The organism is Vibrio rhizosphaerae (assembly GCF_024347095.1).
GTDB classification, from domain to species: Bacteria; Pseudomonadota; Gammaproteobacteria; order Enterobacterales; family Vibrionaceae; genus Vibrio; species Vibrio rhizosphaerae.
In genome coordinates this window covers 290,763-316,731 of record NZ_AP024903.1, presented here as the reverse complement: position 1 = coordinate 316,731, position 25,969 = coordinate 290,763, and the positions used below count along the sequence as shown (strand labels likewise).

At 46.1% G+C, this 25,969-nt stretch carries 27 protein-coding genes; 10 read left to right on the top strand and 17 right to left on the bottom strand.

Features of this window, described 5'->3' with window-relative positions:
• Positions 1 to 4 precede the first annotated feature (4 nt).
• The 5 genes from cysE to epmA all read right to left on the bottom strand — a co-directional run bounded on the left by cysE (position 5) and on the right by epmA (position 4,201).
• Positions 5 to 829, bottom strand: a complete 825-nt coding sequence (gene cysE, locus OCV37_RS01365; protein WP_038179202.1) for a serine O-acetyltransferase — start codon at positions 827 to 829, stop codon at positions 5 to 7.
• 57 nt (positions 830 to 886) lie between these two features.
• The gene (gene gpsA, locus OCV37_RS01360) at positions 887 to 1,876 is read right to left on the bottom strand and encodes an NAD(P)H-dependent glycerol-3-phosphate dehydrogenase (protein WP_051680393.1); all 990 of its coding nucleotides are present in this window, start codon (positions 1,874 to 1,876) and stop codon (positions 887 to 889) included.
• A 185-nt stretch (positions 1,877 to 2,061) separates the two neighbouring features.
• The gene (secB, locus tag OCV37_RS01355) at positions 2,062 to 2,538 is read right to left on the bottom strand and encodes a protein-export chaperone SecB (protein ID WP_038179203.1); all 477 of its coding nucleotides are present in this window, start codon (positions 2,536 to 2,538) and stop codon (positions 2,062 to 2,064) included.
• A 56-nt stretch (positions 2,539 to 2,594) separates the two neighbouring features.
• On the bottom strand, positions 2,595 to 3,029 hold the full coding sequence (locus OCV37_RS01350) for a rhodanese-like domain-containing protein (protein ID WP_038179204.1): 435 nt from the start codon (positions 3,027 to 3,029) through the stop codon (positions 2,595 to 2,597).
• Positions 3,030 to 3,223: 194 nt separating this feature from the next.
• Complete coding sequence (gene epmA / locus OCV37_RS01345; protein WP_038179206.1) at positions 3,224 to 4,201, bottom strand: elongation factor P--(R)-beta-lysine ligase; 978 nt, start codon at positions 4,199 to 4,201, stop codon at positions 3,224 to 3,226.
• A 234-nt stretch (positions 4,202 to 4,435) separates the two neighbouring features.
• Between epmA and frdA the strand changes: the two genes are divergently transcribed.
• From frdA to OCV37_RS01320, 5 genes are all read left to right on the top strand, one after another.
• Positions 4,436 to 6,238, top strand: coding sequence for a fumarate reductase (quinol) flavoprotein subunit (gene frdA, locus OCV37_RS01340; RefSeq protein ID WP_261888112.1), 1,803 nt, complete (start codon positions 4,436 to 4,438; stop codon positions 6,236 to 6,238).
• Between the two features lie 2 nt (positions 6,239 to 6,240).
• A complete protein-coding gene (locus tag OCV37_RS01335; RefSeq protein ID WP_038180694.1) occupies positions 6,241 to 6,981 on the top strand; it encodes a succinate dehydrogenase/fumarate reductase iron-sulfur subunit in 741 nt (246 codons plus the stop codon).
• A 3-nt stretch (positions 6,982 to 6,984) separates the two neighbouring features.
• Complete coding sequence (gene frdC / locus OCV37_RS01330; protein WP_038180690.1) at positions 6,985 to 7,368, top strand: fumarate reductase subunit FrdC; 384 nt, start codon at positions 6,985 to 6,987, stop codon at positions 7,366 to 7,368.
• Between the two features lie 9 nt (positions 7,369 to 7,377).
• Positions 7,378 to 7,740 carry a fumarate reductase subunit FrdD gene (frdD, locus tag OCV37_RS01325; RefSeq protein WP_261888111.1) on the top strand — a complete coding sequence of 121 codons (363 nt, stop codon included), beginning with the start codon at positions 7,378 to 7,380 and terminating at the stop codon, positions 7,738 to 7,740.
• 80 nt (positions 7,741 to 7,820) lie between these two features.
• Positions 7,821 to 9,029, top strand: a complete 1,209-nt coding sequence (locus tag OCV37_RS01320; protein WP_261888062.1) for an IS256 family transposase — start codon at positions 7,821 to 7,823, stop codon at positions 9,027 to 9,029.
• Positions 9,030 to 9,169: 140 nt separating this feature from the next.
• Here OCV37_RS01320 and OCV37_RS01315 read toward each other — a convergent pair whose 3' ends face one another.
• Together OCV37_RS01315 and efp are read right to left on the bottom strand one after the other, a co-directional pair.
• On the bottom strand, positions 9,170 to 10,558 hold the full coding sequence (locus OCV37_RS01315) for an SPFH domain-containing protein (protein WP_038178702.1): 1,389 nt from the start codon (positions 10,556 to 10,558) through the stop codon (positions 9,170 to 9,172).
• A gap of 261 nt (positions 10,559 to 10,819) precedes the next feature.
• Complete coding sequence (gene efp / locus OCV37_RS01310) at positions 10,820 to 11,386, bottom strand: elongation factor P (RefSeq protein WP_038178704.1); 567 nt, start codon at positions 11,384 to 11,386, stop codon at positions 10,820 to 10,822.
• A 34-nt stretch (positions 11,387 to 11,420) separates the two neighbouring features.
• On the opposite strand from efp, the gene epmB reads away from it, so the two are divergent.
• On the top strand, positions 11,421 to 12,443 hold the full coding sequence (epmB, locus tag OCV37_RS01305; RefSeq protein ID WP_038178706.1) for an EF-P beta-lysylation protein EpmB: 1,023 nt from the start codon (positions 11,421 to 11,423) through the stop codon (positions 12,441 to 12,443).
• Between the two features lie 35 nt (positions 12,444 to 12,478).
• On the opposite strand, the gene OCV37_RS01300 is transcribed toward epmB, so the two are convergent.
• The 3 genes from OCV37_RS01300 to OCV37_RS01290 form a co-directional block, all read right to left on the bottom strand.
• A complete protein-coding gene (locus OCV37_RS01300; RefSeq protein WP_038178708.1) occupies positions 12,479 to 13,927 on the bottom strand; it encodes an ATP-binding cassette domain-containing protein in 1,449 nt (482 codons plus the stop codon).
• A 114-nt stretch (positions 13,928 to 14,041) separates the two neighbouring features.
• Positions 14,042 to 15,679: a chaperonin GroEL gene (gene groL, locus OCV37_RS01295; protein ID WP_038178710.1), complete on the bottom strand. Its 1,638-nt coding sequence runs from the start codon at positions 15,677 to 15,679 to the stop codon at positions 14,042 to 14,044.
• A 75-nt stretch (positions 15,680 to 15,754) separates the two neighbouring features.
• The gene (locus OCV37_RS01290) at positions 15,755 to 16,045 is read right to left on the bottom strand and encodes a co-chaperone GroES (RefSeq protein ID WP_038178715.1); all 291 of its coding nucleotides are present in this window, start codon (positions 16,043 to 16,045) and stop codon (positions 15,755 to 15,757) included.
• Positions 16,046 to 16,291: 246 nt separating this feature from the next.
• Here OCV37_RS01290 and OCV37_RS01285 point away from each other — a divergent pair, with 246 nt between their 5' ends.
• Both OCV37_RS01285 and OCV37_RS01280 read left to right on the top strand, forming a co-directional pair.
• Positions 16,292 to 16,912: a helix-turn-helix transcriptional regulator gene (locus OCV37_RS01285; RefSeq protein ID WP_038178717.1), complete on the top strand. Its 621-nt coding sequence runs from the start codon at positions 16,292 to 16,294 to the stop codon at positions 16,910 to 16,912.
• 130 nt (positions 16,913 to 17,042) lie between these two features.
• Positions 17,043 to 17,384: a DUF3135 domain-containing protein gene (locus tag OCV37_RS01280; protein ID WP_038178718.1), complete on the top strand. Its 342-nt coding sequence runs from the start codon at positions 17,043 to 17,045 to the stop codon at positions 17,382 to 17,384.
• 120 nt (positions 17,385 to 17,504) lie between these two features.
• Here OCV37_RS01280 and OCV37_RS01275 read toward each other — a convergent pair whose 3' ends face one another.
• Entirely contained in the window at positions 17,505 to 17,855 is a 351-nt protein-coding gene (locus OCV37_RS01275) for a tautomerase family protein (protein WP_157634880.1), read from the bottom strand.
• Positions 17,856 to 18,061: 206 nt separating this feature from the next.
• Here OCV37_RS01275 and tpiA point away from each other — a divergent pair, with 206 nt between their 5' ends.
• Positions 18,062 to 18,832 (top strand): triose-phosphate isomerase, encoded by a 771-nt coding sequence (tpiA, locus tag OCV37_RS01270; protein ID WP_038178722.1) that lies wholly within the window; start codon positions 18,062 to 18,064, stop codon positions 18,830 to 18,832.
• Between the two features lie 132 nt (positions 18,833 to 18,964).
• Positions 18,965 to 20,344, top strand: a complete 1,380-nt coding sequence (locus OCV37_RS01265; protein ID WP_051680343.1) for an MATE family efflux transporter — start codon at positions 18,965 to 18,967, stop codon at positions 20,342 to 20,344.
• Between the two features lie 45 nt (positions 20,345 to 20,389).
• Here OCV37_RS01265 and rraA read toward each other — a convergent pair whose 3' ends face one another.
• From rraA to cytR, 6 genes are all read right to left on the bottom strand, one after another.
• Positions 20,390 to 20,953 (bottom strand): ribonuclease E activity regulator RraA, encoded by a 564-nt coding sequence (rraA, locus tag OCV37_RS01260; RefSeq protein ID WP_038178724.1) that lies wholly within the window; start codon positions 20,951 to 20,953, stop codon positions 20,390 to 20,392.
• A gap of 76 nt (positions 20,954 to 21,029) precedes the next feature.
• Entirely contained in the window at positions 21,030 to 21,947 is a 918-nt protein-coding gene (locus tag OCV37_RS01255; protein ID WP_038178725.1) for a 1,4-dihydroxy-2-naphthoate polyprenyltransferase, read from the bottom strand.
• Between the two features lie 176 nt (positions 21,948 to 22,123).
• On the bottom strand, positions 22,124 to 23,455 hold the full coding sequence (gene hslU, locus OCV37_RS01250) for an HslU--HslV peptidase ATPase subunit (RefSeq protein ID WP_038178727.1): 1,332 nt from the start codon (positions 23,453 to 23,455) through the stop codon (positions 22,124 to 22,126).
• 44 nt (positions 23,456 to 23,499) lie between these two features.
• Complete coding sequence (gene hslV, locus OCV37_RS01245) at positions 23,500 to 24,039, bottom strand: ATP-dependent protease subunit HslV (RefSeq protein ID WP_038178732.1); 540 nt, start codon at positions 24,037 to 24,039, stop codon at positions 23,500 to 23,502.
• Between the two features lie 142 nt (positions 24,040 to 24,181).
• Positions 24,182 to 24,727, bottom strand: a complete 546-nt coding sequence (ftsN, locus tag OCV37_RS01240; protein ID WP_038178733.1) for a cell division protein FtsN — start codon at positions 24,725 to 24,727, stop codon at positions 24,182 to 24,184.
• Between the two features lie 105 nt (positions 24,728 to 24,832).
• Positions 24,833 to 25,837 (bottom strand): DNA-binding transcriptional regulator CytR, encoded by a 1,005-nt coding sequence (gene cytR, locus OCV37_RS01235; protein ID WP_038178734.1) that lies wholly within the window; start codon positions 25,835 to 25,837, stop codon positions 24,833 to 24,835.
• Positions 25,838 to 25,969 lie beyond the last annotated feature (132 nt).

Sequence of the window (25,969 nt, the reverse complement as noted above, 5' to 3'; positions counted from 1 at the left end):
AAATCTAAATACCGTCCCCGCCAATAAACATCTGCGAATTGCCATTGAAATGCTGATCCATATCCAAAGACGGTTTGTCTGTTTGTGGACGGCCGACAATTTTCGCGGGCACACCCGCAACCGTTGTATGAGGTGGTACCGCCTGTAAAACCACTGAACCCGAGCCAATCTTGGCCCCTTTACCAATCTCAATATTGCCTAAGATTTTGGCACCAGCACCAATCATCACCCCTTCACGAATTTTCGGATGTCGGTCACCACACTCTTTCCCGGTTCCGCCAAGAGTCACATCTTGCAGAATTGAGACATCATCTTCAATCACGGCCGTCTCACCAATCACAATTCCCGTTGCGTGGTCGAGCATGATGGCTCGCCCAATCCGGGCTGCGGGATGAATATCGACCTGACAGGCGACCGAAATTTGATGTTGTAAATAACCGGCAAGTGTTGTGCGCCCTTGCTTCCATAGCCAGTTAGCCACCCGATACCCTTGTAGTGCATGAAAACCTTTCAGGTATAACAGTGGGATCGAATATCTTCCTACCGCTGGATCACGGGTAACCGTCGCACAAATATCACAAGCGGCTGATTCGGCAATGCCCGGATCTGACTGCAATGCTTCCTCAACCACTTCTCTGACGGCCATAGCAGGCATTGAAATTGTGTGTAATTTATTCGCCAGAATATAACTCAGAGCGGCGGATAAGCTATCATGCTTAATAATCGTCGCATGATAGAAACTCGCCAGCATCGGTTCTTGTTCCGTCATCTCCCGGGCTTCTTGAACAATGGTTTGCCACACAACCTTATGTTTTGCACATTGCTTCATTATCTGAGTTCTCTGTTTGCTATCTATTTTTGCGTGCTCGGCCACCATCGGCGCCGATCAATGCTCGGCCTTTTTATCTCTTGAGAGTAAATCCCTCGCAGCTATGCGAGCATCTTTCCCTTGATAAAGGACCTGATAAACCTGATCGACAATCGGCATTTCGACGCCCATGCGCTGAGCCAGGAGCCAGACTTCTTTGGTATTACGATACCCTTCAACCACCTGACCAATTTCACGCTGTGCCGTGTCAACCGATTGCCCCTGCCCAAGCGCTAAACCAAAACGCCGGTTTCTCGATTGATTATCGGTACAGGTTAACACTAAGTCGCCTAATCCGGCCATGCCCATAAAGGTCTCTGGCGCAGCCCCTAACGTCACCCCTAATCGGCTCATTTCTGCCAACCCCCGGGTAATTAAAGCGGTTCGTGCATTGGCACCGAATCCCATGCCATCAGAAATACCGGCACCAATCGCAATAACATTTTTTACAGCCCCGCCAAGTTGTAATCCGATGAAATCCGAATTGGCATACACTCGAAACGTCTTGCTACAGTGAATCTGGTCTTGTAAATCAGCAACAAACTGACTGTCAGCCGAAGCGACTGATATTGCCGTCGGCATCCCCATAGCCAGTTCTTTAGCAAATGTTGGTCCTGAGATGACAGCTAACGCGTGCTGATCACCGACAATATCATGCGCCACATCCTGGAGCAGGCGTCCGGTCTCAGGTTCTAACCCTTTGGTTGCCCAACAGATACGGCTGTCCGCCCGGAGATATGGCTGTATCTGTTGTAAAACTTCACCAAAGACATGGCTCGGTACAACGATCAATAAATCCCGGGATGCCTGAACAGCAGCTTTTAAGTCTGAAGTGACGATGAGGGTGTCCGGAAAAGGAATATCCGGTAAAAAGGCCCGGTTTTCCCGATCCGCTTCTAATTGCTGCATATGTTGCGGGTCGTGTCCCCAGATTAAAATATTCGCGCCATTCCGAGCCAGAGAGATGGCAAGAGATGTTCCGTAAGAACCCGCGCCAATGACCGTCATCGCGATTGAGTCTCGGGTAATCAAATCGGTATGTGAAGTCACAATATTCTGTCCATTCAGTTCAACATGCACTATCGATGTTTATGTTATACAAAAGATATACAAAAAATGCACATAACACCTTGCTGATGTCGTGTGCATTTTATTAGGTATTTAATATACCGCTAACGGGTCAAACGACACCCTTAAGAGGCATTCTCTGGTTGTGCTTCCTGAGATGCTTGCTGTTGCAAATAATTCATGAATAACGCATCAAAATTAACCGGCGCCAGATTCAGTTGTGGGAAACTTCCTTTCGCAACAAGGCTAGAAATGGTTTCACGCGCATACGGGAAAAGAATATTCGGGCAAAATGCACCTAAACAATGTGCCAACTGGCCCGGTTCCATATGCTCGGCAGAGAAGATCCCAGCTTGCTGAACTTCACATAAAAATGCAGTTTCATCTTCTTTCTTGACGGTCACGGTCAGACGCAGAACCACTTCATAAACGCCTTCGCCTAGTTCTCTGTTTTGTGTATCGAGATCCAAGTTAACATTCGAATTCCCGTCTTTCTGAAAAATAATCGGGGCGTTCGGGGCTTCATAAGAGGCATCTTTCAGGTAGATACGCTGGATTTCAAAGTTCTGCTGCGGTTCTTGCTGTTGCGCTGCTTCAGACATGATATTTTCCTTATTGATTCAAAATCCTCAAAGAATTTCGTTCCTTGAGGATTGGATTATTTTTTACCACGAACAAGAGGAAGATTGGCTTCATTCCAGGCCACAAGACCATTTTTCAATAGACTCACCTTTTCAAAACCAGCTTTAGCCAACAACGTGGCACTCTCCTGTGCAGTTTGTCCTGTTTTACATACGACAATGATGGGGGTGGATTTACGGTTTTCAAGGGAACCATAAGATCCAGACTTAATTTCTGAAGGTAACAAGTTCACCGCATCGGTGATATGTCCTTGTCGGAACTCTTCATTAGAACGGATATCAACCACAATACCATCTTCTTTATTAATCAGATGCGTTAACTCGTTCACCGAGATCGTCTGGTATTTAGCTGTGGATGATTTAAAAATATTCAGGATAAGTGCAACTAAGATACCTACCCAAGCCAGCGAAAGAATCATGTTCTGCTGGAAAAACTCAATATACTCCTGCATGTCCTGTCTCTTGTATTGCAGTTCAAAAACAGACTGGGAGTATAACGATGTTATTCCGAAGACGCGAGTGATTCACATCATAAACCGAAAGAGCGACAAACTTTACACAGCAAATAAATGGCTGATACAGCGCGGCTTGAGCAATAAAGTAAGCACCGTGATGCTCACCATATTGCGACATTCCCTAAGTCACTTTAGGCATGCGGGAAAGGAAACGCGATCACATCCTGTATATGAGACTGCCCCAAAGCCAGCATCACTAAGCGGTCAATACCCAACGCAACACCGGCGCAATGGGGCAAACCGGCCTCAAGTGCCTGAATCAGATGATAATCAATGGGTTGCTGCGCCAATCCCATTTGTGACCTTTTCTCATTATCGGCTTCAAATCGACGCAATTGTTCTTGCGGATCATCGAGTTCGTGAAAACCATTCGCCAGTTCAATCCCTTTAAAATAGACTTCAAACCGTTCCGCGACCCGGTGATCATCGGCACTGACTCGTGCAAGAGCGGCCTGAGATGCCGGGAAATCATAGACAAATACCGGAGCCGTCTGACCAATCGCCGGTTCAACCACCATACTAAACAGCAGTTGTAACAGCGTATCCCGATCCTGTTCATGTTCAGCAATATCGGCAAATCCAAACTGTTGTGCCTTCATGCGCAGTTCATCCATCTCACAAGCCAGAGGACAAAGACCAACATGCTTGAGAAACACCTGCTGATAAGTCGTGCGTTGTGCCGGGACACACCCCAAGATACTTTGCAGTAAATCATCCATTTCATCCATCAACTGATGATGATCAAACCCGACCCGATACCATTCGAGTAAAGTAAATTCAGGATTGTGATAGCGCCCGCTCTCTTCATTTCTGAAGGCTTTACAAAGCTGAAAGATTGAACCGGAGCCAGCGGCAAGCAGGCGCTTCATATGAAACTCAGGGCTAGTCATCAGATAAACCGCCTGTCCCGAGGCAAAGTCAGGCCCGAAAAACTGACTTTTAAAGGTTTGCAAGTGAACATCGGTGACGGTCGCAAAACTCATTGAGGGAGTTTCAACTTCCAAAACGCCTCTTTCCGTCAAAAAATGACGGATAGCATGCATTAATCGGGATCGCTCACGCAGGTGAAACATTGAAATTGTTGGTTTCCAAGAGAGGTGACTTTGCATGAAAAATTGGCCTTAACACAACAAAATCCCATCGGGATATGCCGTCAAATGTAAAACGTGAAAGCAATCACACATGGGATAATTATATCGATAGTGAAGCATGATATTCGATTAAAAACCTAACGAAATCAATTTTTTCAGCATATGAGTTCAATTAGACTGAAAAGACCCTAAAAGCACTATGTTTTTAGATAATAAGCGGGGTTCCCGCAAATCACTCACTGGAGGATAACTGTGCAAACACTTACCACAGATATCGCGGTCATCGGCGCTGGTGGTGCCGGTCTTCGTACTGCGATTGCTGCCGCAGAAGCTAACCCTGATTTACAGGTGGCTCTGATTTCAAAAGTATATCCTATGCGCTCACATACGGTTGCCGCAGAAGGAGGCTCCGCAGCAGTTATCAAGGATGAGGATAGCTTAGATAACCATTTCAACGACACTGTCGGGGGTGGGGACTGGCTTTGTGAACAGGATGTCGTGGAGTATTTTGTCGAAAACTCAACCCGGGAAATGATCCAGATGGAGCAATGGGGCTGCCCCTGGAGCCGGAAAGAAAATGGTGAAGTCAACGTTCGCCGTTTCGGTGGTATGAAAGTCGAGAGAACCTGGTTTGCCGCAGATAAAACCGGGTTCCACATGCTGCATACCCTGTTCCAAACATCAATTAAATATCCCCAAATCAAACGCTTTGACGAATATTTCGTCGTTGACCTGCTGGTTGATGACGGCGTGGTTCAGGGCCTGATCGCGATTCATATGTCGGAAGGCGAACTGGTCACGATTAAAGCAAAATCCGTTGTGCTCGCTACCGGTGGTGCGGGTCGGGTTTATCAATGTAATACCAATGGCGGTATTGTTACCGGTGACGGGATGGGAATGGCCTATCGTCACGGTGTACCGCTGCGCGATATGGAGTTTGTCCAGTATCACCCGACCGGACTGCCCGGTACCGGGATCCTGATGACCGAAGGGTGTCGGGGTGAAGGCGGTATTATCGTTAATAAAAACGGCTACCGTTATCTGCAAGATTACGGCATGGGCCCGGAAACACCGGTCGGTCAGCCGAAAAACAAATATATGGAACTCGGCCCGCGTGACAAAGTCTCTCAGGCTTTCTGGCACGAGCAACAAAAAGGGAACACCATCAAGCACCCACTCGGCGATGTCGTCCATCTGGATCTGCGTCATCTGGGTGAGGAATATCTGCATGAACGTCTGCCCTTTATCTGCGAGCTGGCTAAAGCTTACGTTAATGTCGATCCGGTCAAAGAGCCGATCCCGATCCGTCCGACGGTACATTACACCATGGGCGGGATTGAAACGAACGGTCAGTGTGAAACCCGTATCCAAGGCTTATTTGCTGTCGGGGAATGCTCATCCGTCGGACTGCACGGTGCCAACCGTCTCGGCTCTAACTCACTGGCTGAATTAGTGGTATTCGGTCGTGTTGCCGGTGAACATGCGGCTAAACGCGTTGAAACATTCAAAGGCTGGAACGATAAAGCCATCGAAGCACAGGTCAAATCCGTTGAACAACACATTCAGTCTCTGATGGATCAGGAAGGCGATGAAAACTGGGCCGATATCCGGACTGAAATGGGCAATGCCATGGAAGCGGGCTGCGGGATCTACCGTCAGGCCGATTTGATGCAACAGACGGTTGATAAACTGGCTGAGCTGAAAGCACGCTACAAAAAAATCAGTATCAAAGACAAAGGCAAAGTCTTTAACACCGACTTACTGTACGCGATTGAAATCGGCCATAGTCTGGAAGTTGCCGAAGCCATGGTGCACTCCGCCATTCTCCGCAAGGAATCTCGGGGCGCGCATCAGCGTCTCGATGAAGGTTGTACCGAGCGTGACGATGTGAACTTCCTCAAACACTCACTGGCCTTCTATCAAAAAGATGCTGCGCCCCGGATTGACTACAGTGATGTCACCATCACCAAGTCACAACCGAAAGCTCGTCTTTACGGTGCCGCTGCTGAGCAAGCCGCTGCAGAAGAAGCCAAACAGCGCGCAGAGGAGAATTAATCATGGTCACCCAACGTATGCAAAAAGTGGATATTCTGCGTTATGACCCGGAAAAAGATGCGGAACCTTACTTACAGTCTTTCGAGGTCCCTTTCAATGAAACCATGTCGATCCTCGACACGATTTCATATGTGAAAGATCATCTGGATAAGAATCTCTCCTATCGCTGGTCCTGCCGGATGGCGATCTGCGGCTCTTGTGGTGTGATGGTCAATGGCGTGCCGAAACTCGCCTGTAAAAGCTTCCTGCGCGACTACCCGGACGGTGTGAAAATCGAACCGCTGGCCAATTTCCCGATTGAGAAAGATTTAATTGTCGATATGACGCCGTTTATCGAGCGTCTCGAAGCGATTAAGCCTTACATCATCGGTAATGACCGCAAACCGGAAGACGGTACCAACCTGCAAACCCCGGCCCAGATGGCAAAATACAAACAGTTTGCCGGCTGTATCAACTGTGGGTTGTGCTACGCCGCTTGTCCGCAATTCGGGTTGAATCCTGAGTTTATCGGTCCGGCCGCGCTGACGCTGGCTCATCGCTACAATCTCGACAGCCGTGACCATGGTCAGGCCGAGCGGATGACACTGCTCAATGGTGAAAACGGGGTCTGGGGTTGTACCTTTGTCGGCTACTGCTCTGAAGTGTGTCCGAAGCATGTTGATCCGGCTGCGGCGGTGAACCAGGGGAAAGTGGCATCGTCGATGGACTTTGTCATTGCCATGTTAAAACCTCAGGAGGCATAAGAGATGAGTCATCGTAAACCCTATGTAAGGGAAGTCAAACGGACGTGGTGGAAAAGCAATCCGTTCTATCGCTTCTATATGATCCGTGAGGCGACGGTTCTGCCTTTAATCGTGTTTACCCTCTTCCTCACGGTTGGTCTGGGATGTCTGGTTAAAGGACCGGAAGCATGGCAGTCATGGCTGAACTTTATGGCGAACCCGTTGGTCATTGTCATCAATCTGATTGCGCTGGCCGGGAGTCTGTTTCATGCCTATACCTTCTTCGGCATGATGCCACAGGTGGTACCGATGCGTCTGAAAGGCAAGCTCATCGATAAGAAAATCGTGGTGCTGAGCCAATGGGTCGCTGTTGCCGTCATTTCTGTTTTCGTGCTCATCATTGTTTAAGGAGGCACCGTGATTAACCAAAATCCAAAACGTTCAGACGAACCTGTCTGGTGGGGCCTGTTCGGTGCCGGCGGGACTTGGTTTGCTATGCTTACCCCAATCACTATTTTTGTGCTGGGGGTCATGGGCCCGCTGGGTATGCTTGATGCCGATGCGCTGAGCTATGATCGTGTCGCAGGTTTTGCAACCAATATCATTGGCGCACTGTTTGTGATTGCCACAATTGCCCTGCCAATGTGGCATGCGATGCACCGTGTTCATCATGGGATGCATGACCTGAAAATCCATACTGGTGTGGTGGGTAAAATCGCCTGCTATGGCATTGCGAGCATCATGACAGTGCTGTCTGTGATTTTTATCTTTATGATTTAATCGCGAACATCATCTTGTGAGGTAGTGTTCAAAATTCTGTGTCATTTCTGTAAACTGAACCAAAAAGGAAATGACACTTTATGTCTGACGATAAATTCGAAATCGATATTCAGGCCTTTGCCAAAGCTCTCCAATCTGGACAAGGACTGAACGGCAAAGATGGCCTGCTCACGCCGCTGATTAAGCAAATCACTGAAGCTGCTCTCGGCGCTGAAATTGACCAGCACCTTGCTGATGAACCCGATAATCGAAAAAATGGTAAGTCCCGGAAAAATATCAAAACCTCATCCGGCGAATTTGAACTCGAAACTCCCCGTGACCGCAATGGCTCTTTTGACCCGCAAACTGTCAAGAAGCACCAGACCCGGCTGACCGATGAGATGGAACGCAATGTCCTTTCCTTGTTTGCCCTTGGCAACAGCTATCAACATATCCGCGAATATCTGCTGGATATGTATGGTATCAGCGTTTCCAATGGCACGATTAACGCCATCACCGACCGTCTTATTCCTGAGCTCAGAGCATGGCAGGAGCGCGATTTAGACCCCGTCTATCCGGTCGTATGGCTCGATGCCGTTCACTACAAAATCAAGGAAAACGGCCGCTTTGTTTCCAAAGCTATTTACACCATCCTTGCACTCAATATCGAAGGAAAAAAAGAGCTGCTGGGCATTTATCTCTCTGATGCCGAAGGCGCGCATTACTGGCTCAGTGTCCTGACCGACTTACAAAATCGCGGTGTCAAAGATATCTGTATTTCCTGTGTCGATGGTCTCAAAGGATTCCCAGAAGCGATTGAAACCATTTATCCGCAAACCGAAGTTCAGCTCTGTGTTATCCATCAAATCCGCAACTCGATGAAATATGTCGCCAGCAAAAATCAGAAAGCTTTTATGGCAGATTTAAAGTGCGTCTATAAAGCTGCGACGCTCAAGGCTGCCGAGCACGAACTTGATGAGCTGGAAATCAAATGGGGGCAACAATATCCGTTGGTGATTCAGTCATGGCGCAATAAATGGGAGAACCTATCGGTATATTTCAAATATCCCGAGCAGGTTCGCAGAGCTATTTACACCACCAATGCGGTTGAGGCGGTACATCGGCAGTTCCGCAAGCTGACCAAGACCAAAGGTGGCTTCGCCAATGAAACCAGCTTGCTCAAGCTATTGTATGCAGGTATGTTGAAAGCCAGTGAAAAATGGACGCATCCGGTGCAAAACTGGAACCTGACGCTGTCTCAGCTCAGTATCCACTTTGAAGGTCGACTCACCCCATACCTGGATTTATAAAAATGGGCGTGACACAGAATAATGAACAGTCTCTCTTGTGATAAAAACAAAAAGCTGAACCATACGGTTCAGCTTTTTTACGTGTTGTGTAAAGTCACTGTTTCTTGATTCAAGAAACACACGATGAGGGATAGAAAATTCTATTTTTTATTGGTTTGGACTTTTTTAGCTTGATCCATCACACCTAAAGCGCCAAACGCGGTTAAAACATCTAAATTAGTTTTCAGACCATCCTCTCGTCCGCCACCAATATAGTTTTCAGGCATTTGAACTTTGAAGTTCTTCAAATTGTTATAAAGGACGTTTGCAACATCTCGATGTAATTCAGCCAGATAAACCTCACGGTTTGCACCTAAAGCAGCATATTTAGCTTTCAACACTTCAGCTTCTGCCTGCCCTTTTGCAATAATCGCTTTCGCTTCAAATTCAGCCGATAACGCATTAGCTTTTTGAATCGATAGGTTCGCCTGCGCAATCGCAAGTTCTTTTTCTTTATCCACTTCAGCTAAACGTTTGGTCTTCTCAACTTCAACGATTTCACGCTCGGCAATTTGCTGGGCCACAGCCACAGCTTGTTGTTGAGCAATGATTGCAAGCTCTTTACTACGTTGTGCATCTTGAACTTCACGTGTACGTTGAATTTCTTTACGCAACTGTTCCGTTTCTGCCTGTGCTTTTGAAGTTTCTTGCTCTTGGATGGCACGGATTCTATCTGCCACCAAGCGCTTTTTATCCGCCAACAGTTGATCAAGTTGTTTCTCTGGCAATGGATCGCCAATAGTCACTTGCGTCACCTGAATCCCATATTGTTGTAATGGGTTATATTGTCGAACCGGCATACCAGCGTCATCCGTCACGGGGACGGTTTTCCAAACAAGCTGTTGTGTTTTCTGTAATTTATGTGAGTTGGATTGATTGATACCAATCGGCGCTAAATCCATTTCTTCCACTTCAACTTGTTTTCGTTCGGTCAAATAAATACCTTCACGTAACTGATCTTCAAGCTTTGATTTAAATTGATTGAGTCCACCTTGGAAGAACTCTTCGCCCGTATATTGAGTCGCAGTAATAACGGTCACATTTCGCGCATTTTTCACCAATAGCGCATCAATGACATTTTTATTATTCCGAAACTCTCGATGCATTTTTTTGACCGCTTCAGGGTCAGAACTGAGCTTGAAACGAAATGTAACGGGCACTTTACCAATATAAGTATCCGCAAATCGCACTTGAATTGAATCAAGCTTTTGATAGAAATCTTCCCCGGTATTATTGCCAAAAGAAACCGTAATCACCTGATCATACTGTGTGATTTTTGACAAAAAGGGCATTCGAAAATGAAACCCCGGCTCAGTAAACACATCTAACTGACCCGTGATATTATTCTGATGGACATAGGTGTACCCCGCATCCGTCATTAAAAAGGCACTATTAATGGTTAACCCCACCGCCAAAACAGGTAACCCATACACCGCGGCCTTCAAGCCCTTATGTAATAACTGACGTTTCTTGTTAGCATCAAACTGCATTTTCTTATCCAATATTGAATTAAACCGATAAAATGAAAATAGATTGCAACGATGTCATCAAATCCATCGCTAAAAATTATCAATCAGCACGTAATATAGTGAATAATGATAATAAAATAAATGAATATCATTCCCATAATGATATGAATAACAAATATAAATAAGCAACTAGGTGAATACTGGAGAGGGTGTATAGCAAGGTAAAAATAAGAGTGCCTTCGCTGAAGGCACTCTTATATCAAAGAAATAGGGAGAGAAGCATTACTTCACGCGGCTGACATATTCAGCGGTACGTGTATCAACTTTGATCACTTCACCAATCTGGATAAACAGCGGTACACGAACCACAGCGCCTGTCGATAGTGTCGCAGGTTTACCGCCGGTGCCTTGCGTATCCCCTTTCAGCCCCGGATCAGTTTCGGTCACTTCCAGTTCAACAAAGTTCGGTGGTGTGACAGCAATTGGGTTGCCATTCCACAATGTCAGCATACATGCATTGTTCTCAACCAACCATTTCGCATTGTCTCCGACAGCTTTTGCATCAGCAGCAACTTGTTCGAATGTTTCGCTATTCATAAAGTGATAGAATTCGCCATCGGTATAAAGATAATCCAGATCGATATCCATGACATCTGCGACTTCTGCGGAATCTCCGGATTTGAAGGTTTTTTCCAACACTTTGCCGGAAAGCAATTTACGGATTTTAACGCGATTGAAAGCCTGACCTTTACCTGGTTTTACATACTCGTTTTCGAGAATGACACAAGGCTCGTTATCGATCATAATCTTTAGACCGCCTTTAAATTCATTCGTGCTAACAGTAGCCATTATTTCCTCTTACTTATACTTCGAGTTAAATTCAATGCCGCACATAATAACCCGAAAAATTGAATCTGTTGAGCAAAACTGGCTCAAACAACTTGCGAATGCGATCTCAGATCCAGAGCAACTACTCAGATATCTGGAAATTGATCCAACACCTTGGGAGCAAGGATTTAAAGCCAGAAAGTTGTTTGCCCAGCGAGTACCACTCAGTTTTGTCGAACGCATGGAGAAAGGGAACCCATTTGATCCATTGTTACGTCAAGTGCTACCACTGTGTCAGGAATTCGAAGTCTCACCGGGATTTTCAACCGATCCGCTGGCAGAACAAAGCAATGAACAACCGGGTCTCTTACACAAATATAAAAATCGAGTCCTCCTGATTTTAAAAGGCGCCTGTGCTATCAATTGTCGCTACTGTTTTCGCCGCCACTTTCCTTATCAAGACAACAAAGGCAATAAAACGGTCTGGCAGGAAAACTTAGATTACATCGCGCAGCATCCCGAATTGAATGAAGTGATTCTTTCCGGTGGCGATCCACTCATGGCAAAAGATCATGAACTTGGCTGGCTGATCGAGCAGATTGCTTCAATGCCACATATCCAGACACTGCGGTTTCACTCTCGCTTGCCGGTCGTGATTCCAGAACGGATCACCCCAACACTCACAGCATTACTCGCTCAAACCCGTTTGCAGGTGGTTTTTGTCTCTCATATCAATCATGCCAATGAAATCAATGCTTCACTGGCAGAAGCCATGAACGCTCTCCGTCAGGCAGGAGTAACACTCCTCAATCAGGCCGTTTTGCTCAAAGGCGTCAATGATTCGGTTGCCGCGCAGATAAACCTCAGTGAAGCGTTGTTTCAGGCAGGGATTCTCCCCTACTATCTCCATGTTCTGGATAAAGTTCAGGGTGCCGCACACTTCTTTGTCTCAGATGAAGCAGCAAGAACCATTATGGCCGGGGTAATTGAACAAGTCTCCGGTTATCTCGTCCCCCGACTGACCCGGGAAATCGGCGGACGCAGCAGCAAGACACCATTAGACTTGCATTTAGAATAAGCCCAAGACTTGAAAAAGATGCCGTCCGGAGGAAGTTACGCTTCCTCCGAGATACAGACCCGATAGCCACCATTCGGATCTGCAACAAAATCAACATAATTACGGATCGCAGCAAGCCGATCTTCCTCATAATGCGAGACATATAATAACTGCGTTATATTCAATTCAGCCAAACGGTTAAGCACGGTCATCACCAAACGACGGTTTAAGTAGTCCAGTCCCTGATACGGTTCATCCAGAATCAGTAACGCCGGTTGTTTGATTAACGCTCGAACGATTAACAGTAATCGCTGCTGACCATAATCCAGTTGTCTGAATGTATGTTTTTCATAATCACTCATTTCCAGCACATCTAACCAATGTCGGGCCATCTGCACTTGCTTAGCCGAGGGTTTTTCATAAAGACCAATTGAGTCAAAGAACCCCGATAGCAACACATCCAGAACAGAACAGTTCACTCGGTATTGCAGATGCAAAGCAGAAGACACGACGCCAATATGGCGTTTAATGTCCCAGATACTCTCACCACCGCCGCGACGCATCCCCAATACCGTAATATCGTTACAGTAACACTGAGGGTGATCGCCCAAAATCAGGCCGAGTAAGGTACTTTTACCACATCCGTTCGGACCGCGAATCTGCCAATGCTGCCCGGCTTGAATCTGCCACGAAAGATCCTGAAAAATCAGAGCGTCGGTATATTCAACCTTGACTTGATTCATCACCACTCGCGGATTCGGCATCATAGTGTCTGGGGCATATTGCTGACTCAACGCCAGCCACGCTTCTTGTTTCGTCTCAGTCAGTGCTGCGAGTTGTTCTAAAATCGGATGCTGTTGCCACTGTTCAATCGTCATGGTTTGGGTCAACTGCTTATCATCAAACAAAGCGATATGGGTGAGACACTGAGGGAGCTCATCTTCCCTTGAAGTAATCACAATCAATTGCATGTCACTGGCCAGTTGATTGAGACAATCGGTTAGCTGGTGACGATGTGCTGTATCTAATCCGGAATAAGGTTCATGCAAAATCAGGAATTCTGGTTTTCCGGCTAAGGCTCGGGCGAGCATTAAACGCCGGGTCTCGCCGGTGGATAGCTGACGAAATCCCCGAGCTTTCAAATAGGTCAAATCGGTCAGTTCAAGCAAAGAGGCTAATTCATCTGTGGTGCATCCGGCTTCCTTTAACAGTGCTTCAACCGTAGAGCCATAATCAATATGATCCTGAAAGTCGGTTTCATCTTTGGCAATTTCATCATCCAGTAACCGCTGTTGCTCTGACAAAGAAACCAAACCAACCCGTTGCGGTTTGCCCTCGATAGCCTGCTCACTTTCTGCCAGCGTACCGGAAAACAGGCGTACTAGAAGTTCACTACTCTGCGCATGAGCAATAAATACCCCCCAATGCTGTGAGGGCTGTAGCGCCCAGTGAGAAATATTCAGCTGTTCCGTCGCATTCGCATAACTTAATCCTTGAATTAACATATCCACACCATTGTCAGAAAGAAGATCAACATCCTATACCAGCCACTGTAAAAATGAAAAAAGGGTGAGGAAACCTCACCCTTTTCAGATCATGCATCAGATGTGATGAATCAATTACATCATGCCTGGCATGCCGCCCATGCCGCCCATATCTGGCATTGCAGGGCCATCGTTCTTCGGTACTTCAGTGACCATCGCTTCAGTCGTAATCATCAGACCTGCAATCGATGCTGCAAATTGCAGTGCGCTACGAGTCACTTTAGTTGGGTCAAGGATACCCATTGCGATCATATCACCGTACTCACCGGTTGCGGCGTTATAACCGTAGTTACCTTCACCCGCTTTGATGTTGTTCGCAACAACAGATTCTTCATCACCCGCATTCGATGCGATTTGACGAATTGGTGCTTCCATTGCACGTAGTGCAACACGGATACCCACGTTCTGTTCTTCGTTGTCACCTTGCAGATCAACCAGCTGAGAAGCCGCACGAATCAGTGCAACACCACCACCGGCAACGACACCTTCTTCAACTGCAGCACGTGTTGCATGAAGCGCATCTTCAACACGGTCTTTCTTCTCTTTCATTTCAACTTCAGTTGCTGCACCGACTTTAATCACGGCAACACCACCTGCGAGTTTCGCAACACGCTCTTGAAGTTTTTCTTTGTCGTAGTCAGACGTTGCTTCTTCAATCTGTTGACGAATCTGAGCAACACGACCATCAATCGCACCGGCTTCACCCGCACCATCAATAACAGTCGTATTTTCTTTAGTAATGGTGACGCGTTTTGCCTGACCCAGATCTTCGAGTGTTGTTTTATCCAACTCAAGACCAATTTCTTCAGAAATAACAGTACCGCCAGTCAGAATTGCAATATCTTGCAGCATTGCTTTACGACGATCACCAAAGCCTGGTGCTTTTACTGCCGCAACTTTGACAATACCGCGCATGTTGTTCACAACCAGAGTTGCCAACGCTTCACCTTCAACGTCTTCTGCAACAATCAGTAGCGGACGAGATGCTTTAGCGACAGCTTCAAGTACTGGCAACAACTCGCGAATGTTGGAGATTTTCTTATCAACCAGCAGAATGAATGGGTTTTCCAGATCAACTGAACCGGATTCCTGATTGTTGATGAAATAAGGTGACAGGTAGCCACGATCAAACTGCATCCCTTCTACGACATCCAGTTCATCTTGTAATGCTTGGCCTTCTTCAACAGTGATCACGCCGTCACGACCAACTTTTTCCATTGCTTCTGCAATGATGTTACCCACGCTGGTATCAGAGTTTGCAGAGATAGTACCAACCTGTGCAATCGCTTTATTATCTTCACAGGGTACAGATAGCGCTTTCAGCGCTTCAACCGCTGCAACAACAGCTTTATCGATACCGCGTTTTAAATCCATTGGATTCATGCCGGCAGCAACCGCTTTTAGACCTTCATTCACGATGGACTGAGCCAGAACTGTTGCAGTTGTTGTTCCGTCACCCGCTGCATCATTTGCCTGAGATGCAACTTCTTTCACCATTTGTGCACCCATGTTCTGGAATTTATCTTCCAGTTCAATCTCACGCGCAACAGAAACACCATCTTTAGTAATGGTTGGTGCTCCAAATGATTTATCCAGAACAACGTTACGGCCTTTCGGGCCCAATGTTACTTTTACTGCATCAGCCAGAACGTTTACACCTTCCAGCATTTTTACTCGTGCATCATTTCCAAACTTAACGTCTTTAGCAGCCATCTTTTATTCCCTATTTCTTAATTCGGTTTTCGTCAATTGTTTTGAATAAGAGCAAAAATTACTCAACGCCTACTTTTATTCGACAATCGCCAGAATGTCATTTTCAGCAAGGATCAATACTTCTTTGCCATCGATCTTTTCCGACTTGGTGCCGTAACCTTCAGCAAAAATAACAGTATCACCAACTTTGACGTCCAGCGGCTGAACAGTCCCATTTTCAAGCACTCGGCCTTTGCCGACAGCAAGTACTTTTCCACGTGTTGATTTTTCCGCCGCAGAACCAGTTAAAACGATCCCACCAGCAGACTTGGATTCAACTTCTTGGCGTTCAACGATAACTCGGTCATGTAATGGACGAATATTCATCGGTCGTCTCTCCTGATTTAATTATTTGTGTTGTTTATGAAAACGCTGTTTACCAGCTTGTGCTTTCTATGTGGGGGAGAAAAATAAATATCCCAAGGGTAAACAGGCAAAAAAATGTGATCTGCGTAACAAAATAATAATCATTGCTGACTTTCTCTCTCTGACAGCTTCCCATCTTCGGACAATAGTCAATTGTTTACTTTATTAACTGAAGTCTGAATAATAGGTGGAGCGAAGAGGACACCCATGAAAACAGCCGACAAGATATTGCATACGCTCAAGCGGGAAGGCGCAGTCACTGCGAAACAGCTTGCTGATCGCTTTGGGATCACAACGATGGGCGCCCGTCAACATCTTCAGTCACTTGAAGAAGATGGGTTGATCCACTTTTATGATGTCAAAGTCAAAATCGGTCGCCCGACTCGCCACTGGACACTGACAGAGGATGGACATGCTTACTTTGCCGACCGTCATGGTGAACTGACACTGCAAGTGATTGATGCCATAGAGCAGGTATACGGCTCCGAAGGTATCGCTAAAATCGTTGCCACAAGAGAAGCACAGACCTTGTCACAATATCGTGCCGAAATTCAGACCTGTAATACGCTGGAAGAAAAGCTTGAGATGTTAGTAACCTTGCGAGAAAGAGAAGGCTACATGGTTCAGTTGGAAAGTTTATCGGACGGCTACCGCCTCATTGAGAATCATTGTCCGATCTGTAAGGCAGCGACTCGATGCCAAAGCTTTTGCCAATCTGAGTTACATATCTTTCAGTCTCTGCTTGAAGGACTATGTACCATCGAACGCCAAGAGCATATTGTCTCCGGGCATCGACGTTGCAGCTATATCATTAAAAAACTGAGTTAGCATCCATTTGTTAGAACTTCTCACATTAAGTTCACAATTTGATCAATTTTGGTTTATCATTGAGTAGTATTCTAATTAAACGTATTTAATTTGAGTCATAGGCTAGCATACAAAGAAACTGAGGTGATATATGGCCGCACCAAGTTTTTATACCGAGCTCCCCCCATTTGATGAGCTGGTAGCACTGGCTAAACACAATCCAGAAGCATTCGCGATGCTGAAACGTGACATCTGCGAAGAGATGATTCTCTCATCGTCTCACAAAATGCAAGACCGACTCTGGGCTCAACAAAGCCACATCGATAGAGTCGTGCGCTCATGCAAGAATGCGGATCATGCCAATGTAAAACTAATGAGAGAGTTGAGTGCTCAGATGGTAAAATTCCAAAATGCGTTAACCAGCAACTCGACAGACAACAGCGCAGGCTCTGCGGATGTGATTCCGTTTCATCGATACAGGCCGCATGTTTAAGGCTGAGATGGCTAAATCATTCGGATAAAACTTACTCACGCCCATGAAAAGATGTTCGGTTGACGAGACCACCTTGAGCGTCAATTCGGCTTGCTCAACGCCTTCTGAACGAGGGAGTATTTAGTTGTAACACCGAATATAGTGCTGCTCAATCACTCTCAATAACACAGAAAGATTTTCAATTTTATCGGCATCCTGTTCAAAGCGTTCGGTAAGTTTTCCGATCACTGCGTCACGGATATCCAGCACATATTCCTGACTCACTTCCACAATTAACTGTATGAAATCCCCAGAATCCAACTGCTCACCGACAAACCACTGGTGACTCCGAATCGCGTTACTTTTGACGGCCAGACCAAATCGTTGAATGGTCTCATCGTGGAGTAGCACTTGATGAAGATCTTCCAGTAACCGAGAAATATTCACGCGTTCATCAACTGGCGCTGAATACTCCATCCGAAGATTGATCATATGATGTATCCCTATCATGACATCCAGCCAAGGATTAGCCGGCATCCCGCCCACAGTAAACTGCTTTGGTAAAATAGAACCAAATTGCAACGATCTCAAATGCGTAAACCAAGAAAGTCATGATTCGTATCATGATCTACTTACTTTTATCTGTTATATTCTGTCGAAGTCACATTTTTATACTCACTGAATTTGGAGATATTCCTATGCGTCGTCCTGTTGTTATGGGTAACTGGAAACTAAACGGAAGTAAAACAATGGTCACAGATCTGCTCTCTGGCCTGAATGCTGAACTCGAAGGCGTTGCCGGTGTTGACGTCGCGGTAGCACCACCTGCTCTGTATCTTGACCTTGCTGAACGTCTAATCAAAGAAGGCGGAAATAAGATCATTCTGGGCGCTCAAAATACTGATATCCACAACAGTGGTGCCTTCACTGGTGATATGTCTCCTCAAATGCTGAAAGACTTTGGTGCAACACACATCATTATTGGTCATTCAGAGCGTCGCGAATACCATCATGAATCTGATGAATTCGTTGCACAAAAATTTGCGTTTCTGAAAGAAAATGGCTTAACACCTGTCTTGTGTATCGGTGAATCAGAAGCTCAAAACGAAGCGGGTGAGACGCTTGCCGTTTGTGCTCGCCAACTTGACGCAGTGATCAAAACACAAGGTGTTGAAGCACTGAATGGTGCGATCATCGCTTACGAACCAATCTGGGCGATTGGTACCGGTAAAGCTGCTACCGCTGAACAAGCACAATCTATTCACGCTTCTATCCGCGCTCATATTGCGAAAGAAAGTGAAGATGTTGCTAAAAATGTCATCATTCAGTACGGCGGTTCCGTTAAAGCAGAAAATGCAGCAGAGCTCTTTGCTCAACCCGATATCGATGGCGCATTGGTTGGTGGTGCAGCACTAGATGCAAAAGGTTTTGCAGCAATTGCAAAAGCGGCCGCAGCAGCGAAAGCATAACCAGCCAATATAAATATATTTTCAAGGCCGGCACCTGCCGGCCTTTTTATCATCCGGAGACTGAACTGGCTGTTTTGACCGGAATCGAGTATGCTGTGAACCCGGTTCCCCCGATAGACATCCTTCTTTTCTATGCATGATAAACACGGGCTGCTTTCGGCACCAATTCCTGTCGTACTCCGCCGGATGACCATCCCGATGACCTTCGGCATGATATCGGTGCTGATGTTCAACTTAGTCGACACCTACTTTATCTCTCTGCTCGGTACGCAAGCGCTAGCAGCCGTGAGCTATACATTCCCGGTCACTTTTGCTGTCAATTGCATTACGATGGGGATCGGTGTCGGTCTATCGACCCGTATTGCTCATTTTCTGGGGCAAAAATCGATACACAATGCGGCCCGTCTGACCATTCATGGGTTATTACTGGCCGTGTTTTTAGTCAGCATTGCTTCTGGTATCGGTTTGTTTACCATTTCGCCACTTTTTACTTTACTGGGTGCCCAACACGCCTTATTACCTTTGATACAGCAATATATGTCCGTTTGGTATATGGCCATCCCATTGTTGGTCATCCCTATGGCTGGAAACAGCGCCATCCGGGCAACCGGAGATACCCGAACTCCGGCCTTACTCATGATCCTCTCCGGCATCATTAACGGCATTTTAGATCCATTACTCATCTTCGGTTATGGCCCCTTTCCTGAACTTGGGATTCAAGGTGCAGCCATTGCCAGTGCGATTAGCTGGTGTGCCGCACTCATTGGGACATTATATATTTTATTCTACCGGGAACGGCTAGGTACACGACCTTATTGGCGCTCATTATGGCAAGACTGGCAACAGATTTTGCGGATTGGAACGCCCGCAGCGCTGTCGAACGCGATGAATCCGCTCTCTGGTGCATTGTTGATGATACTGCTTTCTCAACATGGTACCGAGGCGGTTGCGGCATATGGTGCCGCGCAACGTGTTGAGTCAATTTTGATTCTGGTGCTGATGTCATTAACGTCGACACTCACCCCTTTTCTCGCGCAGAATTTTGGTGCCGATAATCCGCAACGCGGCTTTGCCGGACTATTTTTAAGTATACGGTTCTCAGTCGTGTTCCAGACCCTCATTTTTTTGATGATGGTTCCGCTCAGTATTCCTATTTCTGCACTATTTTCACAGGAAACATCGGTTCGGGAAATACTCTGGCATTATCTGTTAATTGTGCCATTGAGTTATGGCTTTCAAGGGATTGTGATGATGATTGTTTCAGCGTTGAACGCATTACACCAACCTATGAAAGCTTTCAGTTGGAATTTTATGCGTCTGTTTATTTTTACGCTCCCTTCAGCTTGGATCGGGTCACAACTTTGGCAAGTGAATGGATTATTTGCAGGCATTGCCATCGGCAACATTCTCGGCGGGATATTCGGGTATTTTCAGGCTGTATCTTTACGCAGACAAAGCAAGCAATTCAATGACAAGCAAGCCAATTGCGAGAACAACAGAAGCCAGAACTAGATGAGCCGTCGTAACAGACGGCTCTTACATCAGACAAAACTCAAATTAAATCCGTTCTTCATCTTCTTCGACAATAACATCATCATCATCATCGAGTTCTTCCTCATCTAATTCAGCCTCTTCAAGGTCTGTATTTAACGGTTCCTGAGAAAGAATGATACCGGTACTGTCAGCATACAGATAATCTTCCGGTAAGAAGGTAACACCACCAAAATTCACGGGAATATCGATTTCCCCAATACTTTGCGCTGCGGCGCCAACCGGAATCGATGCCATGGCCTGAATACCAATATTCATTTCTTCCAGCTCGTCCACTTCACGAACGCACCCGTAAACAACCAGCCCTTCCCACTCATTTTCTTCCGCGAGTGCTGCCAATTCAGCATCAACCAAGGCACGACGTAAAGAACCACCGCCATCAACCAACAGTACCCGACCTAAACCGTCTTGCTCAAGCACTTCACGAATCAAACTATTATCTTCAAAACATTTGATCGTTGTTATCTGGCCGGCAAAAGAGGCTCGCCCACCAAAATTACTGAACATCGGTTCTACAACATCAACCTGATCGAAATAAATATCACAAAGTGCAGATGTATTGTATTCCATGGTAACCATTCTCACAGCGGAAAGTATCTTCAACGAGTATATCGACTATGTAAGTCATTGCAATGACAAAGCTCAATTAACTGATCAGTGTTTGAGTAATGACCACACCAACAAACAACAAATTTGTCACGATAGAACATCTGACGACCGCCGGTAACATCGGGGCGATCTGAACAGGTTGTTCGGCCTCCCAGACGGCAACCGCATGTTTGACCACCGCCACCAAACTCAATAGAAAAGGAAGAGCAAGCCACAGCGGATCCGTCTGTAGCCACAGATATAAACTGAACGTAAAGACCGCGCCGGCGAGTAGGATAAAATGATATTTTTTTGCCAGAATCGGCCCTAAACGAACGGCAATGGTCCGTTTACCGCAAATTTCATCATTTTCGATATCCCGCATATTATTGACATTCAATACTGCGACGGCCAATAAGCCACACGCGATCGATGGGAGTAGTAGTGTCGTATTAATTTGACCGGTATAAAGAAAATAAGTCCCGGAAACGCCCAACAAGCCAAAGAAAATAAATACCGAGACATCACCCAGCCCGACATAACCATAGGGCTTATTACCAACGGTATAGGCAACGGCTGCGATCATCGCCATGACGCCAAGGCCAATAAAAACCAGAATATTTTCCAGCGAGTCCAGAGCATAAAGAATCAATGCCATGCCAGAAATGACTGTCAGCAGCACATTGATGATCATTGCATATTTCATATCTTTCAATGTAACAGCACCCGATTGAATTGCCCGAATGGGCCCTAATCGTGCGTCATTATCTGTTCCTTTCACCGCATCGCCATAATCATTAGCAAGATTAGACAAAATTTGCAGTAAAATCGCAGTGACCAAGGCCAGAATGGCTATCGGCCATGAAAAATGCTTTTCAGAAAAAGCTAAGGCACTTCCTGTGAGGATCGAAATCAATGCTAAAGGCAAGGTTTTCGGTCTAGCCGCATCCATCCAAATCGAAAGAGAGTTCATCATGATTACAGCCTAGTGGACGACAAGAGCCCTAGTATACGACGAATTCATTGATAATAAAAAGCCCGCATAAAAATGCGAGCTTTTATATCCAGATGTCATCAAAATACCAGTGTAATCATCATATTGAGCTGGCAATTGAGCATTCGACCATCACAGTCCTATCCTATGCCTGACGCTTATAGAATAAAACGACTGAGATCTTCATCGCCAACCAATTCACCGAGACGCTCTTTGACATAATTCGCATCGATAGTGAACGATGAGCCCGCTTTATCGGTCGCATCGAAAGAAATTTCATCCATCAATCGTTCCATCACCGTATGCAGACGGCGAGCTCCGATATTTTCAGTGGTTTCATTCACCTGCCAGGCAGCATCAGCGATCTGTGCGATGCCATCTTCTGTGAATTGAATCGAAACATTTTCTGTTGCCATCAATGCTTGATATTGCTCTGTCAGAGATGCCTTAGGTTCGGTCAGGATACGTTTGAAATCATCACTGCTCAGCGCTTCCAGCTCAACCCGAATCGGCAGACGTCCTTGTAATTCAGGAATCAAATCTGACGGCTTGGCAACCTGAAAAGCTCCGGAAGCAATGAACAGAATATGATCCGTTCTGACCATCCCATGTTTCGTCGACACGGTGCTGCCTTCGATCAGGGGTAACAAATCTCGCTGTACACCTTCCCGCGAAACATCTGGGCCAGACACTTCGCCACGCTTACAGATCTTGTCGATCTCATCGACAAACACAATACCATGGTTCTCAACATTGAAGATGGCTTGTTCTTTCAGTTCATCCTGATTGACCAGTTTGGCAGCTTCTTCTTCCGTCAACGCTTTAAACGCATCCCTGATCTTTAGCTTACGTTTCTTTTGCGTGTTTCCGGCCAGATTCTGGAACATGCCCTGTAGCTGGTTGGTCATCTCTTCCATACCGGGAGGCGCCATGATTTCAACGCCCATTTGCGGTGCTGCAACATCGATTTCAATCTCTTTATCATCGAGTTGACCTTCACGCAGTTTCTTACGAAATACCTGACGGGTATGAGAAGTATCTTCGGTTCGCTCTTCTTCACCCCAAGAATCACGTGGTGGTGGAAGCAATACATCAAGAATGCGCTCTTCAGCGAGCTCTTCTGCCCGGAACTTTACTTTTTCCATGGCTTGCTGATGGGTCATTTTTACTGCAACATCCGTCAGATCACGAATGATCGATTCCACTTCTTTCCCGACGTAACCGACTTCAGTAAATTTTGTCGCTTCGACTTTCATAAATGGCGCATTCGCCAACTTTGCCAAACGCCGGGCAATTTCAGTTTTACCCACCCCTGTCGGGCCAATCATCAAAATATTTTTGGGCGTGACTTCGACACGCAGGCTTTCTTCCAACTGCATTCGACGCCAGCGATTACGTAAAGCAATCGCGACCGCTCTTTTCGCTTTGTCCTGACCGATAATATGACGATTGAGTTCATGAACAATTTCACGAGGAGTCATTTCAGACATGCTTATTTCCTTTGTTCTGTATTGCAGACGCTATCGACGAGTATCTATGACTCACTTTGAGGGATATCAAGTACTTCGATAGTCTGGAAATGGTTAGTGAACACACAGATGTCACCTGCAATTTGCAGCGCTTTTTCAGCGATTTCCTGAGCGTCCAGATCGGTATTTTCAAGTAAAGCCGTCGCAGCAGCCTGTGCATAATTGCCACCAGAACCAATTGCAATCAAATCATGTTCTGGCTGAACAACATCACCATTACCGGTAATAATCAGTGAAGCGGTCTCATCGGCAACGGCTAAAATCGCTTCCAAACGACGGAGTGCCCGATCGCTGCGCCAATCTTTGGCAAGTTCAACAGCAGCCTTTACCAAGTGACCTTGATGCATTTGCAGCTTGCTTTCAAAACGCTCAAACAGTGTAAATGCATCCGCTGTACCACCAGCAAATCCAGCCAGAATTTTATCGTTATACAGGCGGCGTACCTTACGGGCATTTCCTTTCATCACGGTATTGCCCAGAGAAACTTGACCATCTCCGGCAATAACAACTTTATTATCACGACGGACGGATACGATTGTAGTCACGAGAGGACCTCTTCCATTTTATAAAGTGTGTTAGAAAACTATATAAGGACAAGCGGGTTTGAATTCAAGTCAAAAGGCGGGATATCGTTGTTATTTCCTCCGGAATACCGTCATCGGCTCCGGAGGATAGAAAGAAATGTGTTTATTGCTTTTCCTTCCAAATCGCACACGGTTCAATCTTAGCGCGCTGAAGTTTGTGCCGATCACGTTCGGCATCACGTTTAAATTTGTAAGGGCCGATCACCACACGGTACCAACTACTATCTTCTTTCTTGCGGATTTTACTTTTAATCCCCTGAAAAGCGATATCCAGTTTCCGTTTTTCAGCCTGAGCCATTGTTTTATAAGCGCCACACTGCATAATGTACGGAATATCCGATACCTTCAGTGCTTTCGGAGTCACTTCGATCTCACGTTGAGGCAACGTATCAACATAGTCCCACTTTTCAGTCGGCGGCGGGGGAAGCGTCTGTTGATTGTCATGTGTCGATTGCTTCACTTCGGCTTGATGAACCACAGGCTGACTCGCCGGAGGAGACGGCTGTGTACTCAGTGTATACAAACCATAACCAAACACAGCCACCAAAATCACAGCGAGCGTACCACTCAACCAAGGGCGCTTCTTCGGGGCTTTTCGCGCAGTTTTCTTCGTTGCACTTCCCCGTTTCACATAGTCTTTATTAGCCACTAAATTACGCTTACCTTACAAACAATGACTGTATGTTAAAGAAGACCATCAGGAAGCACAACTCTGAGCACAATACCCAGCGTTATTATTGAGACTCACTCGATATCATCCGCGAGGAGCGGCAACACTTTCACGAATCACCAGTTTTGTTTCCAACAGGCGTGAGCCCGCACGTACATCGTGTCCCCGAAGGACTTCTAACATCATCAGCATCGCCTGACGGCCAATTTCATATCGAGGCTGAGAAACGGTGGTTAACGGTGGATCACAATACTGCGCAAAATTAATATCATCGAAACCAACTACGGATAAGTCCTGAGGGACTCTCGCGCCTAAGCGTTTCGCTTCCTGAATCGCCCCGATAGCCATCATATCGTTGTGACAAAAAACGGCGCTCGGTGGATCAGACAAACCTAAAAGGAGCCGAATCGCTTTTACTCCGGCTTCAAAACTGAAGTCACCTTTATAATGATAGGCAGGATTCATCGTAATGCCGGCACGTCTTAAAGCCTGCATATACCCTTGATGACGGAAATGACACAGAGCAGCAGAATCGGGACCGGCAATCTCACCAATCTTTTTATGGCCCATTTGAGTGAGATAGTTAACGACCTCAAACGCCGAGGTCAGGTTATCAATATGGACAGTCGGCAACTCCAGCTCGGGGGCGTACTCACAGGCCATCACCATCGGCGGTAAATTTTTCTGCTCCGGTTTACTGGCATCAAATGGTAAATCGGTACCAAGAAGTAACATGCCGTCGGCTTGTTTGGTGAAAACCAAATTGACAAAAGAACTTTCCCGTTTCTTCTGTTGCCCACTATCACCAAGTAGTACTAAATAACCATGCTCGACAGCCGCATCCTCAATACCACGAATAATTTCAGTAAAGTACGGGTCACAAATATCGGGAACGATCGCAACAATTGTTTTCGACTCGTTACGTCTTAAATTTCGTGCCAGTGAATTCGGAGAATATCCGGCTTCAAGAACTGCATCTTCAACCCGTTTTCTTGTCGTTGGCGACACTTTTTCGGGATTCATCAATGCCCTAGATACGGTCGCGGTTGACACTCCCGCTAGTTGAGCAACATCCTTCATTGTCGCCATACATTAAAACCCTCTTTCAAAATAGTATTTGCTATAAAACTGATTGATTGCACACACTTTTGATATATCTATCAAGAACTTGATGAATGTGCTTCCATAGTTTAAGCATTTCTACGGATAAAGTTACGGTCT